Source organism: Enterococcus gilvus ATCC BAA-350 (genome assembly GCF_000407545.1).
GTDB lineage: Bacteria > Bacillota > Bacilli > Lactobacillales > Enterococcaceae > Enterococcus_A > Enterococcus_A gilvus.
Map to the genome: position 1 here is coordinate 874,335 of NZ_ASWH01000001.1, position 14,703 is coordinate 889,037.

The 14,703-nt window shown below is 42.0% G+C and carries 12 protein-coding genes and 1 other annotated feature; of the genes, 10 read left to right on the plus strand and 2 right to left on the minus strand.

Annotated elements, in window-relative coordinates; all coding sequences use genetic code 11:
* Positions 1-22 precede the first annotated feature (22 nt).
* The gene (locus I592_RS04300; RefSeq protein WP_010781444.1) at positions 23-1,270 is read right to left on the minus strand and encodes a multidrug efflux MFS transporter; all 1,248 of its coding nucleotides are present in this window, start codon (positions 1,268-1,270) and stop codon (positions 23-25) included.
* A 243-nt stretch (positions 1,271-1,513) separates the two neighbouring features.
* Here I592_RS04300 and I592_RS04305 point away from each other — a divergent pair, with 243 nt between their 5' ends.
* Together I592_RS04305 and I592_RS04310 are read left to right on the plus strand one after the other, a co-directional pair.
* Complete coding sequence (locus tag I592_RS04305) at positions 1,514-1,885, plus strand: DUF1033 family protein (protein WP_010781443.1); 372 nt, start codon at positions 1,514-1,516, stop codon at positions 1,883-1,885.
* On the plus strand, positions 1,824-3,899 hold the full coding sequence (locus tag I592_RS04310) for a DNA topoisomerase III (protein ID WP_010781442.1): 2,076 nt from the start codon (positions 1,824-1,826) through the stop codon (positions 3,897-3,899). The genes I592_RS04305 and I592_RS04310 overlap by 62 nt, the downstream gene beginning before the upstream one ends.
* Positions 3,900-3,965: 66 nt before the next feature.
* On the opposite strand, the gene I592_RS04315 is transcribed toward I592_RS04310, so the two are convergent.
* Entirely contained in the window at positions 3,966-4,886 is a 921-nt protein-coding gene (locus tag I592_RS04315; RefSeq protein WP_010781441.1) for a ketopantoate reductase family protein, read from the minus strand.
* 100 nt (positions 4,887-4,986) lie between these two features.
* Between I592_RS04315 and I592_RS04320 the strand changes: the two genes are divergently transcribed.
* The 8 genes from I592_RS04320 to I592_RS04355 all read left to right on the plus strand — a co-directional run bounded on the left by I592_RS04320 (position 4,987) and on the right by I592_RS04355 (position 14,122).
* Positions 4,987-5,526, plus strand: a complete 540-nt coding sequence (locus I592_RS04320) for a TetR/AcrR family transcriptional regulator (protein WP_244265153.1) — start codon at positions 4,987-4,989, stop codon at positions 5,524-5,526.
* 95 nt (positions 5,527-5,621) lie between these two features.
* The gene (locus tag I592_RS04325; protein ID WP_010781439.1) at positions 5,622-8,300 is read left to right on the plus strand and encodes a sigma-54-dependent transcriptional regulator; all 2,679 of its coding nucleotides are present in this window, start codon (positions 5,622-5,624) and stop codon (positions 8,298-8,300) included.
* A 121-nt stretch (positions 8,301-8,421) separates the two neighbouring features.
* Positions 8,422-8,739, plus strand: a complete 318-nt coding sequence (locus I592_RS04330; protein WP_010781438.1) for a PTS sugar transporter subunit IIB — start codon at positions 8,422-8,424, stop codon at positions 8,737-8,739.
* A 25-nt stretch (positions 8,740-8,764) separates the two neighbouring features.
* Positions 8,765-9,094: a PTS lactose/cellobiose transporter subunit IIA gene (locus I592_RS04335; RefSeq protein WP_010781437.1), complete on the plus strand. Its 330-nt coding sequence runs from the start codon at positions 8,765-8,767 to the stop codon at positions 9,092-9,094.
* Positions 9,095-9,105: 11 nt separating this feature from the next.
* A complete protein-coding gene (locus tag I592_RS04340; protein WP_010781436.1) occupies positions 9,106-10,248 on the plus strand; it encodes a GNAT family N-acetyltransferase in 1,143 nt (380 codons plus the stop codon).
* 19 nt (positions 10,249-10,267) lie between these two features.
* Positions 10,268-11,533, plus strand: a complete 1,266-nt coding sequence (locus tag I592_RS04345; protein ID WP_010781435.1) for a PTS sugar transporter subunit IIC — start codon at positions 10,268-10,270, stop codon at positions 11,531-11,533.
* 89 nt (positions 11,534-11,622) lie between these two features.
* Positions 11,623-13,011, plus strand: coding sequence for a glycoside hydrolase family 1 protein (locus I592_RS04350; protein WP_010781434.1), 1,389 nt, complete (start codon positions 11,623-11,625; stop codon positions 13,009-13,011).
* A gap of 19 nt (positions 13,012-13,030) precedes the next feature.
* Positions 13,031-14,122 carry a DUF871 domain-containing protein gene (locus tag I592_RS04355; RefSeq protein ID WP_010781433.1) on the plus strand — a complete coding sequence of 364 codons (1,092 nt, stop codon included), beginning with the start codon at positions 13,031-13,033 and terminating at the stop codon, positions 14,120-14,122.
* 80 nt (positions 14,123-14,202) lie between these two features.
* Positions 14,203-14,428: a binding site (T-box leader), on the plus strand.
* Positions 14,429-14,703: the final 275 nt, after the last annotated feature.

Consider the following 14,703-nt stretch of genomic DNA (forward strand, 5'->3'; position numbering starts at 1 on the left):
TGCCATTAATCTGTCTCGGCGGTCAATGAGAACCTTGTGCTTGGTGATGATTTTCAGCGATTTCTTTCGTATTGCGGTGAACTAACAAGTAATTCATCAGAACCAATGCGGAGGTTGAAATAAAGACTCCGCGATAGCCGAAGAGTGAGGAAACACTAGACCCGATCATAGGCCCAACAACGTTTCCAGCCGCTTGGAAGGATTGATTGTAGCTGAAGATTCTTCCCGCAGCTTCTTGAGGGGAATACTTTGTGATCAGCGCTTGTACAGCAGGGAGCAGACAAGCATCAGAAATACCCACAAGGAATCGCAAAAAAGCGAGTTGCCAAACATTTGTTACGATGGACATAGGCAGAAAGACCAGCATGGCAAAGATCAATCCGATTCCCAGAATTTTTTCACTTCCAATTTTATCCCCCAGCCGTCCAAAGCGCGGCGCCGCAATCAAGGTGGCGATCCCTGGAATGGAGGCGATGATACCACTGACTAAAGTGACATTGCCGTGATTATGCATCAACTGTCGAATGTATAGACTGATAATGGGGCTGATTGAATTATTCGAGGCTTGAATGATCAGTGTCGTAACGAACATTCCGATGACGACATGTGGGTATTTCAAGCTATGAAAAATCTCTTTTGCCGGAAGCATATCTTTTTTCTCGATCGGTGTAAATTCTTCATGAACAAATATCAGACTCAAAAGAAAGACTAAAAATAGAATCCCGCCTGTGATGAAGAAGGTCAAACGATACCCAAAGATGGACGCGGTGACGCCTCCCACCAAAGGTCCGAGCAAATTACCCGTTACAGCTCCTGTGGCTAATGTTCCAAGGACCTGTCCGCTTTTTTCACGAGGGGTGCCTGTTGCCACCAAAGCGGTAGAATTACTGATGTAGCCGGAGAAAACACCCTGCAGCAAGCGCAGACCGATCAACTGATAAACATTTCCTACTGTTCCCATCAAGCTGATGACGATCGCCATTCCTAGAGAGGCCCGCAGCAACATTATTTTTCGGCCCTTTTGGTCAGCCAATCTTCCCCATAACGGAGAGACGATCGCGGTGATCAAAAAAGTCGAAGAAAAGGTGATCCCACTCCAAAAGTTCAATTGCTGGTTGGTATAGTGGCCTAGTGAATCTATGTATAAAGACATAAAAGGCATCACGAGACTGAACCCAATGCCAGCCATAAAGGTACCAAACCATAAAACAATCAAGTTCTTTTGCCAAGTAGGGCGTGGTTGAAACAATGTATTTTTGAGTTTACTCAACGTGTTAACTGCCTTCTTTCATTACCTATGAAGTTTTCAAAAATCGATTTTCATTATAACTCTCTTAAGGTGCATATAAAAACCTCTCGCTTTGTGGTAGGATATAATTAAGAAAAAATCAATATTTTTCTGCAAATTTTTGTGGTTATCTTGATTTTTCTTGAACTTGTTTCAGCCGGAAACATTTTTCTTGAATTTTTATTTCATGATACTTATGATTAGGGTGGAAAGAAGGGTAGCGGGATGTATCAAGTAATTACAATGTATGGAGATAATGAACCTTGGTGGTTCTTTGAAGAATGGCAAGAAGATATTCAAGAAACCGCGACTTTTGAGGATTTTGACGCGGCTGTAGCTTATTACGAACATCGTTGGAGCGAGCTCCAAAATACCAATACATATAGCAGTGCGAAACATAACTTTTTAAGCGCATTTTGGAAAGAACAGGACGAACGCTGGTGTGAGGAATGTGATGACTATTTACAACAGTATTGGGGTCTTGCCTTATTGAAAGATGAACAGCCATTAACGGTTGATAGCAGAAAGGAATTTTATGAAACAGCTAATTATAGCGGAAAAGCCAAGTGTTGCAAGAGACTTGAGCAAGGTGCTTAACGCCAATCAAAAAAATAAGAATTATTTTGAAGGACCCAATGTTGTCGTGACTTGGGCCCTTGGTCATTTATTGGGTTTAAAAATGCCGGAGGATTTGAATAAGGAATGGCAAAGTTGGCAGATGGAGACATTGCCGATGATTCCTAAAACGATCGGCATCAAGCCGTTACCTAAAACTCGTGGACAGTTAAAAACGATCCAACAGCTGGCAAAACGAAAAGATATTACAGAAGCGGTGATTGCTACTGATGCCGGACGTGAAGGGGAGCTTGTCGCGCGATGGATTTTGGAATATGTACGTTTTGAAAAACCTGTCAAACGTCTTTGGATCTCTTCACAGACGACCAAAGCGATCAAAGACGGCTTTAAGCAGCTAAAGCCTGCGAAAGATTATGACAATCTGTATTATTCAGCATTGGCACGGGCAAAAGCGGACTGGCTCGTTGGCTTAAATGTCACACGCGCATTGACAGTAAAATACGAAGACAGTCTATCGGCTGGACGTGTGCAAACACCGACCCTTGCGATGGTTCGGCAACAAGAGAAGAAAATCGAGAAATTCCGTCCGCAAAATTATTTTGTGGTTTCTTTGGAGGTTGAAGGGCAAAAAGCCAAATTGAACCAAAAGAACCCTTATGGAATCACTGAACGTGAAGCGGCTGAAAAGCTGGTTAAGGATTTGTCACAGCAAAAAGGAACAGTGACAGAGATAACGGAAAAGGAAAAGACGGAACCGGCTCCTTTGCCGTATGATCTAACAGAGATCCAACGAGAAGCCAATGCCCGTTATCAATTTTCTGCGAAGAAAACCTTGTCTCTCGTCCAAAGCCTATACGAGACTCATAAAGTCGTGACTTATCCGCGAACAGACAGTAAGTATCTGACAAATGATATGAAGGCAACGATGAAAGAACGCCTGCAAGCAGTCAGTGATTTTGCGCCAGAAGTAAAAACATATATCAAAAATGGTGCGCAAGTAAAACAAAAGCGCGTGTTCCAAGACAGCAAGGTGACAGATCATCATGCGCTGATCCCGACTGAACAGCGTGCCCGCTTCGAAAAATTGTCCACCGATGAGCAGCGAATCTATAATATGATCGTCACACGATTCTTAGGTTTATTTGCAGAAGCGCACAAGGAAAGCCAACAAAAAGTAACCGTGACATTCCAGCAGGAGACGTTCACTTTCCGTCAAAACAAGGTATTGGTTGCTGGATGGAAGCCCGAAGAAGAGGCGAAAAAGGCAATTCAATGGTCTGAAGGAATGAAAATAGTTCCGAACTTTACAATTGAAAAGGCTCTGACGACACCGCCGAAGCCATTGAATGAAGGAACTCTTCTAGGACAGATGGAAAAACACAGTCTGGGAACTCCCGCTACACGTGCTGAAATCATCGAGAAATTAATCAAATCGGAATTAATGGAACGGACGACTAGCGGACTATTGGTTTCACCAAAAGGAAAGCAGTTATTGGAGCTGGTGAATCCTTCATTAGTGACCCCAGAGCTGACAGAAAAATGGGAGAAGCAATTAGAGCAGATCGCTAACGGCAAATACAGCAGCAAGCAATTTTTGCAAGAAATCGAAGCCGATACGAAGAAATTAGTCAGTGAAGTTAAACATAGCGACAAGAAGTATCAGGATTTCTCTATTACAGCAAAAAAATGTCCGGAGTGCGGGTCACCGTTACGAGAAAAAAATACGCGAGATGGTAAAATCTATATTTGTACGAATCCAGAGTGTACGTACCGCCGTCGGAAAGATCCAAAAGTCTCGAATCATCGTTGTCCGCAATGTCACCGCAAGATGGAGATCATCGACGGGAAAAACGGCGCTTACTTCCGCTGTAAATATGACGGAACGACAGAGAAGATGTTAGACAAAAAAGAACGATCAAAGAAAATGACTAAGCACGAAGAACGCCGCTTATTAAAGAAACTCAATGATCAAGAAGAACCGCAAGAAAGTCCATTAGCTGCTGCGCTAAAGGCAGCCATGAAAGACCAAGATTAACGACAAGCCGCCAAGATTGAAATCGTCTTGGCGGCTTTATTAGTTAGAAAGCTGAGGATAAATTCCTCAGCTTTTTTCGTACTTTTCTTTAGCAGTTTGAAGCAGGGTATCAAGCTCTTTATTCTCTTTTGTTTGATAGTGTTCAAACGTCCGGATCAATTCATAAACCTCTTTGAAATTTCCTTGAACCATTCGACTGATTGGTGAACGATAATAGAGTGTGTAAAAAAGCTTTGCAAGAGCCGGGTGCTGGAATAGAAATTGTTGTCCTTTAGGAAAAATCTCACTACCGCTTGCTTCTAACAAATCAATGCCTTCTTTTAATGCATAGGAAAGCGTCGAGAGTTCGCCGGACTTGCGAATGGTCACAGCGGAAAAATCATAAAGATATTCAAACGAATTTTGGATCATGACCATCGTTGCGTGACTTTTTAGCCAGTCATCCATTTTTTGTTCATAACTCCAACCGTAATTTGTACCTTCAAACACAGTATCTAAGGTTTGTGTGAGTTTAAAGTGTGTGTGCAGCGAACCGATTTTCATTTGCCCTTTTCCAAAACGCAGAACGGAGACCCCAGTGTCAGTAGACATACCCCCAGTTAATTGAAAACCAAAGTAAACGTCTTTAGGCTGCACACTTTTTTGTTGCAAATCTTTTTCTAAACCAGCCGCGTCGATCTGGTTGCCCACAAAGAGGATCGTTTGGCTGCAGTTCTCTGCCAAAGAGTCAATGACTGTCGGGAAATCACTGTATTTCATCGTCACAAAAATCAAATCATACTGATCCTTCGGTTGAAGCGTTTCAATCACTTGAAGGGTATCTTTTGTTTGCTTGCGCTGAAGGGAATGGGTCAACACCAAACCATTTGTCTGCAGCTCTTTTTTTCTCTGACCTCGTGCCAGGAGTGTCACTTGATTGTTCCCTTTTAGGAGTGAATGGGCAAGATAGCTTCCTTGGATGCCTGCACCGTATACTAGTATTTTCATCTTTTTCAATCCTTCCAAAATCAACAGGCGTTGATTAATCAACTTGTGTACATTATAATAAGTGGACTATTCAGAAGTTTCAATCAACAAAAAGTCTTTTATGTTGATAATTGAACAAAAAGTATTAATTGATTGGAGTGCAATGATGGACCGACGAAAGCGAAAGACTCAAAAAGTAATTACATCCGTTTTCTATCAGCTTTTAAAGAAAAAAAGTTATGAGGACCTATCTGTGAGCCTGATATGTCAGACGGTGGATATTAATCGAGGAACGTTTTATCTTCATTTTATTGATAAAGATGACCTGCTGGAAAAAAGTATTGCTTACGAGATGCAAAAATTATTCGAGTATTGTGATCGGAACGAAGAAACAAGCAATCAGAGAAAACTAGAAAAAACGTTTGAATATGTAACGGCAAATCGTGACCATCTGCAACGGTTGTTTCGTGCGGATAAGCAAGGTTTTTTTGCGAGCTTTCAAATTAATTATTTGATGGAGCAAATGACGGACCAATCGCCGATGACCAGTGTTTTCTTCGCTCACGGGTTGGTTGGCTTGCTGGAGTATTATTTGACGAATGATGTTTCAGAAGTAGAGGTGTCTCAGGAATTAGAAAAAATCACCCATTCATTTCGTTAATGGAGTGTAAATTTTTTTGAACTTGAAGGAGTAGAAATAAGAAAAGAAAAGGGTTACAATGTAAATGGTTTATACCACTTTCGGGAGGGATTTTTTTGAAATCAAGAAAAGATGAAGTATTAGACGCATTGAGAGCAAATCCTAACGAACTGACAGCCCAAGAGTTGGCGGATCAATTAGGCGTGGATCGGACCAATGTCAGCCGCTACTTGAATGAATTGATGAAGGACGGCACAGTAAAAAAAATCGACGGACGACCGGTAAAGTTTCAAATTACTACGGTGTCCACGGAAAAACATATTAATTTTGATAATTTGATTGGTCGCGAAGATTCTTTGAAGAGTCAAATTCAAAAATCAAAAGCCGCTATTTTATATCCTCCCCGCGGACTGCATACGATCATATTTGGCGAGACGGGAACAGGGAAAACGATGTTTGCGGAATGCATGTATCGCTTTGCTGTTTCTGCCAATGTATTAAATGAGACCGCCCCGTTTATCACGTTTAACTGTGCGGACTATGCACAAAATCCCCAGTTGCTTTACGGACATATTTTTGGAGTGAAGCGTGGCGCTTTTACCGGTGCAGAGGAAACACGAAAAGGGCTGATGGAACAAGCGGATGGAGGCATTTTATTCTTGGATGAAATTCATCGCTTGCCGCCGGAAGGACAGGAGATGCTTTTCACCTTTATTGATAAGGGCACGTTCCGTTCTCTGGGTGACGGTCAAGAAAAGAAAGCTTCCGTGCAGATCATTGGGGCAACGACAGAAACAAGTTCGACATTTTTGTCTACGTTTAATCGTCGAATCCCCATGCAGATCGAATTGCCTTCTTTGGCCGAACGTTCGTTAGACGAGCGACTAGCCATCATTAAAGAATTTCTTCAGCAGGAAGCCAATCGATTGATGCAGGAAATCGCGATCGATAAGCGGAGCTTGTTAGCCTTTCTTCTATATAATGCAGAAGGAAACATCGGGCAATTAAAACGAGACTTAAAATTAGTCTGCGCAAAGGCCTTTTTGCATCATCAAACCAATAGTGAGTCAGACAAACTCATGATCGTAGAAGAAGACTTGCCTTTAGTAGTCCAAAAAGGCCTCTTGCGAATGAATGAAGTACAAGACAAACTCACTCCTTTTATGGATAAACGAAATCTTTATCTGACTTTGAAACCGGGGACGGAGGAAGTCGTTTGGGGGCAAGACCCAAATAAAGATATGGAAGTCTATCATTCTATTACCTATAAGTTAGAAAAGCTAGGTCGTGAAAATTTATCTGAGATTGATTTGGAAGAATTGATTTCGGATGATGTCGATCAGTATTTTGAGACCTATGTTGAAGAGCTGTCACACACGAACGCCTATCGCGAAATTATTTCTGACGATCTGTGGAAGCTGGTGAATGAACTTTATGACTTTGCTTCAAGTCAAATGAACCGTGAGTACGATGAGAAAGTGCGTTTTGCGTTTGCATTGCATATCAATTCGACGATTGAACGAATTCGTGGCAATCAATTCATCTCTCACCCCAATTTAAACGATATTCGTCGGAATTATTCAAAAGAGTTCCAATTAGCCATCGAATTGTCGAATCGGATCGAAGAAGCTTATGCCATTATGATTCCCTTAGATGAGATCGGCTTTATCACCATGTTTTTGACGATGGACAATCAAGAAGCGCAGCAGGTCGATGAACGGCAAGTCGCAGTGCTGGTAGTGATGCACGGAAAATCAACCGCATCAAGTATGCTGGAAACGGTCCAGGAGCTGTTGGGCACGACCAGCGGCATCGCCTTTAACATGCCCTTGACATTAAATACTGAGAAAATGTATGGTCAAATCAAAAATTATATCTCAGGAAAACGAGAAGAGTTCTCTGAAGGGATCATTCTTCTGACAGACATGGGTTCGCCTAATAATTTTGGGAATCTGATCTTTCATGAAATGGGGATTCGTACGCGAGTGATTTCTATGGCAAGTACGATGCTGGTATTGGAGAGCTTGCGCTTAGCTACATTGGGACGCTCTTTGGAGGAGATTTACACCAGTGTGATTTCCATGTTCCAAACGATGGTCCGTCTAGAGGAGCCCACTCAAAAGGATGAAAAGAAAGTCATCATCGTTGCTTGCTTCACTGGCGAAGGCGTCTCTAAACGATTGAATGAAGTGGTCTCGCAGATCGTCAATCTGGAGGAGTTTGAAGTTATTCAGATGCAATCCTTGGAGCGAGAAAGCTTCAAGCACCGCATTGACCAGCTAATCACTCACAAAGATATCGTGGCGATCGTAGGAACGATGGAGATTCATTATCAAAAGATTCCATTTATTCCAGCAATGAATCTATTTAAACGAGAAAAGATCTTAGAGTTTCAGGATCTGTTGGGAAGCACCATCACTTTGCCGGAGATGGTGGACTCCTTAACGAAGAACTTTTCTCCTGAATTGGATGTCAAAACATTGTTTTTATTGATTGATGATGTGTTGCAATTGATCCGTAAAGACCAGGAATTGATTATTGAGAATACGGCATTGCAGGCATTGAGTGTCCATATTGCCTTTTTAGTGGATAAAATCAAAAAAGGCGAGAACCGCCCGACGTTCGAGAATGTAAAATACTTTCATCAACAGCATCGTGTGCGCTTCAATCAAACAGCAGCAAATCTCTCAGTGCTTGAAAAACAGTTTGGGGTTCGCTTTACTGAAGACGATATCGCTTACATCGTTAAGACCCTTGAAGACAATCGAATCGAACTAGGATTGCACAGTGTGTAATCCTAGTTTTTTTGTGTGTAAGATGAAACCCTTATCATGACGGCTTCTGTGCACTGTAAAAGTTGGCACGGGAGTTGCTTTATATAAAGTGTACAATAATAAAAATTGAGGAGTGTCATTTATGAAAAGAATTATGTTAGTTTGTGCAGCAGGAATGAGTACCAGTTTATTAGTAACAAAAATGGAAAAAGCAGCAGAAGCAGAAGGATTGGAATCTGATATCTTTGCGGTCTCAGCTTCGGAAGCGGATTCTAAATTAGAAGATGCAAGCAAACCAGTAGATGTTTTACTATTAGGCCCACAAGTTCGTTTCATGAAGAGCCAATTTGAAACAAAACTTGCGGATAAAGGAATCCCAGTTGATGTCATCGATATGAAAGATTATGGCATGATGAATGGTGAAGCCGTTTTAAATACCGCATTAAAATTAATGAAATAATTGTCCGGAGGAGAGAGATAAGCAGATGAGCGATACGATGAGTCAAGAACAATTAGAAGCAGTAATGGGGTTGATCATCAATGCCGGCAATGCGAAAAGCGATGCAATGGAAGCGATTCAAGCCGCTAAAGAAGGCAACTTTGATTTGGCGCAGGAAAAACTTGAAGCAGCCGACCAAGCATTAGTTGAAGCCCATCATTCTCAAACAGGGTTGTTAACAGAAGAAGCCAGCGGTAATCCAATGACCGTGACGCTTTTAGCAGTGCACAGTCAAGATCATTTGATGACTAGTATTACCTTCAATGATATGGCTAAAGAAGTCGTGGCCCTTTACAAACGTATAGGGAACGAATAGGAAGTGATTACGTGAAATTAGCTCGCGATCATGAAACGTTGAAAGCGATCACAGCTTTGGTTGAATATGCTTTTCGAAAGCAAGATCCGATCATTGATGATCCGCTCTTTTTATCACGTTACGAACACGCGGATTGTTATGGAGTGTATCAAGACAATGAATTGACGAACTTAGTGATGGCCAATCATTTCGAGATGCAGCTCTTTCAACAAAAAGTAAAAATGGCTGGTGTTGGGTACGTAGCGAGTTATCCGGAATACCGAGGCAAGGGCGGCATCAGCAGCATCATGTCCGAACTTTTGTCTGATCTGTATGATCAAGGCGTGGCGGTTTCTCAGCTTGCTCCTTTTTCTGAAGATTTTTATCGTAAATTCGGGTACGAACCTACAAGCCGAAGAAAAACATACCGCATCCCGGCACTAGCTTTTACTTATTTAAAAAGTGAAAGAAGGGGGACTATCAAACGCGGATCTTGGCAGCAATTGAAGCCTGAGATCCAATCCATTTACCAACGCTTGCTAACACAGCAGCAAGTCGGAACAGTGATCCGAGAAGAGTGGTGGTGGGAACGTCTAAACGACTATTATCCACATCGTTTTTATGCGGTAGCTTTCGATGATGCTGGTGAGGCGAAGGGTTACATTATTTATCGAATGCAAGGAAACACATTAGTAGTCGATGAGCTCGCTTACGAGGACGAACTCGCGATGCGAAAATTATTAACGTACTTGAAATCCCATGTCTCATCATTTGAAGAATTTCTTTATCATGCTCCTGTTCATGAATGCATAGAAAAATGTTTTCTTGAGCAAGACTATTTCACGATTACTTTGGAACCGTATATGATGAGTCGAATTATTGACATCACGCAATTATTACCGAAACTTCCGATAAAGCAACAAGAAATTATTTTAGAAGTAACTGAAGATAAGGAATGTCCTTGGAATGTTGGTAGCTGGCAGATCAGTCAGGGGACGTGTCAAAAAGTACAAAAAGCAGGCGATGTCAAAGCCTCTATCCACGGGTGGAGCGAATTATTACTAGGCGAATTATCTTTAGCTGAAGGACTTTTCTTCGGGAAAGTCACTGCGTCAAAAGACGTTGCGTTAGATATTTTTCCAAAAGGAAAACAAAGTTTTTATGATTATTTTTAAATTAGGGGGACTATAAAAAATGGATAAATTTGTCAATTTTATGGAAAAACACTTTATCCCGGTTGCTTCAAAAATCGGTAATCAGCGTCACTTAGTCGCGATTCGGGATTCATTTATGGTAACAATGCCGCTAATGATCCTAGGAGCGTTAGCAGTAATGATCAACAACTTGTCACTTTCGATCCCAGCCTTTGGTAACTTCATGAACGGTATCTTCGGCGGCGAATCATGGAAAGGCTTCGGGGGCGCTGTTTGGAACGGAACATTTGGTGTTCTTTCTGTATTCATCGCGTTCTTAGTAGCTTACAATTTAGCTCGCCACTATGGAAAAGATCCAATCGCAACAGGTGTTGTTTCAGTGGCATCATTCTTCACTTTAGGAGCAGCAACTAGCGGAATGAACTCTTCAGGTTTGTTTGTTGCCTTGATCGTGGGTATGGTCGTTGCAGAATTATTCACTCGTTTAGTGGGTAGTCCAAAATTAGTTATCAAAATGCCTGATGGCGTGCCGCCAGCAGTTGCACGTTCATTCGCGTCACTATTCCCAGCGATGATCGTTATCTCGATCTTTGGTTTAATTGCTGCGATTATTGCAGGTTTCGGTGTAGAAGATATGTTTGCTGCTTTCTACGCAGCTGTTCAAGAACCATTCATGAGCTTAGCAAATTCATACGGCTCAGCGTTACTCATTGCTTTCATCACACCATTCTTATGGTTCTTCGGTTTACACGGTGCCAACATGATCGATCCCTTCATGCAAGCAATCAATGCGCCAGCGATTGAAGCAAATGCAAATGCATTGGCAGCAGGTAAAGCAGCTCCGTATATCGTGAACAAACCATTCATCGATTCATTTGTAAACATGGGTGGTACAGGTGTAACGATCGGTTTGATCATTGCTATCTACTTAGTTGGACGTAAAAACAAACCATTTATGGTCGTAAACAACTTGGCAGCAGCTCCTGGTATCTTCAACATCAATGAACCTTTGATGTTCGGTCTGCCATTAGTGTTGAATCCAATTATGTTTATCCCGTTCATTTTGACACCAATGGTCTGTGTAACAACAGCTTACTTTGCGACGAAATTCGGTTTAGTGCCGCCAGCAACAGTAATGCCGCCATGGGTAACTCCTCCAATCATTGGTGGATTCTTAGCTACTCAAAGCTTCTCCGGCGCCATCTTGGCAGCAGTGAACTTAGTAATCTCAATCGCAATGTATGTACCATTCGTATCCTTAGCAACAAGACAAGAATTGAAAAAAGTTAAAGAAGCAGAAGCTTAATTGATAACAAAAAAGGGGGTGCGGATCACTGGATTCCACCCTCTTTATTCGTTAAAAAATACTATTTTTAAGAATGAGGTAGAACAATAATGAAAACTTTTCCAACAAATTTTTGGTGGGGCGCAGCCACATCTGGACCACAAAGCGAAGGACGCTTCAACAAAAAACATGCGAATGTCTTTGACTATCATTTCGAGATCGAACCGGAAAAATTCCATAATCATGTAGGACCGGATGTCGCTTCGAATTTTTACAACAGCTACAAAGAAGACATTTCTATGATGCGCTCGATCGGCATGAACAGCTTACGGACCAGCATCCAATGGAGCCGCTTGATCGATGATTTAGAAACAAATACGGTGAATCAAGACGCTGTCGACTTTTATAACAATGTGATCGACACAATGTTGGCAGAGGGCATGACACCTGTGATGAATCTGCACCATTTTGATTTGCCAGTAGAATTGTACGATACATACGGCGGCTGGGAATCAAAGAAAGTGGTGGATCTGTATGTAGGATTTGCTGAGAAATGTTTTGAATTGTTTGGTGATCGTGTGAAATACTGGGCGACGCACAATGAACCAATGGTGGTAGTAGAAGGCGAATACTTATTCCAATTCCACTATCCAAATATCGTTGATGGAAAAAAAGCGGTACAAGTGGCCTACAATTTGAATTTAGCTTCTGCGAAAGCCATCCAAGCATTCCGCAAATTAAACATTGAGAATGCGCAAATCGGAACGATTCTAAATCTGACACCGACTTATGCAGCTTCCGACGCGCCGGAAGATCAAGAGGCTGCGCGTATTGCGGAGCTTTGGAACAATAAAATGTTTTTGGAACCCGCAGTGTATGGACATTTCCCTGCTGAATTGGAAGAGCTGTTGACGAAGGACAAGGTTTTATGGGAAACAACGGACGAAGAAAAAGACATTTTAAAGAATAATACGGTTGATTTCTTAGGGGTGAACTTCTATCATCCGAATCGCGTGAAAGCACCCGATGTTGCACCAAACTCCGTTGGCGAGTGGATGCCTGATCGGTATTATGATGCATATGATATGCCTGGTCGCCGAGTGAATTTGGACCGCGGATGGGAAATCTATCCGAAAGCACTTTACGATATCGCTGTAAATATCAAAGAAAACTATAAGAACATTCCGTGGTACGTATCTGAAAATGGTATGGGTGTTTCTAATGAAGACCGCTTTAAAAACACGGCAGGCATGATCGAAGACGATTATCGGATCGATTTTGTCCAAGAACATCTGGAATGGCTGCATAAAGGAATCGAAGAAGGATCAAATTGCTTCGGCTATCATATGTGGACACCGATCGACTGCTGGTCTTGGTTGAATTCCTATAAGAACCGCTACGGTTTCATTTCAAATAATATTCATACACAAATCAAGACTGTTAAAAAATCAGGCTACTGGTTCAAAGAAGTGACTGAACGAAACGGATTAGCAGACTAAGAATAACTGGAGGAAGAGAATGAAACGTGAATTAGGTATTTCGGTCTATCCCGATCATAGTGATCCGCAAGCGGATCGCGCGTATATCAAAAAGGCGGCAGAGCTTGGCTATACGCGTATTTTCATGAGTATGCTGGAAGTGACGGAAGGCAAAGAAAAAGTCAGTGAAAAATTCGGTAGCATCATCCATTACGCGAAGGATCTGGGGTTTGAAACAGTTCTAGATATCGCGCCATCGATTTTTGATGATTTGGGTATTTCTTATGACGACCTGAGCTTTTTCGCCGCACTTGGTGCAGAAGGTATTCGGTTGGATGAAGGCTTTGATGGAAATAAAGAGGCAATGCTGAGTTATAATCCGGAGGGTCTGGCCATTGAGCTGAACATGAGTAATAATGTTGCTTATTTGGACAACATCTTATCCTATGAAGCAAACGAACCATTTATCTATGGGTGTCACAATTTCTATCCTCAAGAAGGTTCTGCCTTGCCCTACGACTTTTTTATCAGTTGCAGTGAACGTTTCAAGGGACACGGCATTAAGACGGCTGCGTTTATTACGAGCCATGATGCGGAATACGGCCCATGGGATATCAATGATGGCTTGCCTACACTAGAGATGCATCGCCATCTGCCGATTGATTTACAAGCACGCCACATGTTTGCAACGGGAGTGATCGATACAGTCATCATCGGCAATGCCTATGCTTCTGATGACGAATTGGAAAAAGTAGCAGCCGTCGATCGGTACAAAGTAAGTCTTGGCATTGAATTCGTACCTGAAGCAACAGAAATCGAGCGCAAAATCGTCGCTGATCCAAAGCATTTCCGTCGGGGTGATATTACGTCAACAGCCGTCCGGTCAACGATGGTTCGAGTGAAATATGCCAGCGAGGCAAATCCTGCTCACGACAATACGCAAGAATTTCAAGTGGGAGACATCGTTGTAGGGAATGATGAATTTGGAAAATATAAAAATGAATTGCAGATCGTTTTAGAACCTCATAGTGATTCTCGCAAAAATTTAGTCGGAAAAATACCGCAAGAAGAAGTGATCATGCTGGACTTTTTGAAGCCTTGGGCGAAATTTCAATTCGTTCCTAAAAATTAAATTTGAAGCGAATGAAAAAAAGATGAATGATCTTTATTGACAAACCCAATAAAGGCGTGTAAAGTATGACTCAACTTAATCAAACGACAGTGAAAAGAAGAGTAGCAGTTCATTTGTTCCCAGAGAGTCTCTGGTTGGTGAAAAGAGACGGCAATGAGTTGTGAACCACATCTTTGAGTCGATCAACTGAAGAAAGTAGGTTGGTCCGGGAGAGCCCGTTATAGCGGAGGTCAGATTGACCAGTTGAGATCGTTCGTTGTGAGACGACGATGAAAAAAGGTGGAACCACGTAACTACGTCCTTTAGCCCTAGCGGCTAAAGGACTTTTTTTAGTTTTACCTGCTGGATCATGAAAGACCCGTAGAGGTTCTTTTCGCGAGAAGGGAACAAAGATGAGGTGGAACCGCGTATTCAACGCCCTCTGGTAGAGATACCAGAGGGCGTTTTTGCTAGTCCGATTTTCCGCAGTTCAATGAGGTGGAGGGTGAGTAAAATTTCATTCAGCTAATTAAGTAAGTAACTGTGTAGTTGGATGGTATGCGTGATGAGGGTCAAACTAACTTTTTCGTTTTTTGAAAAAG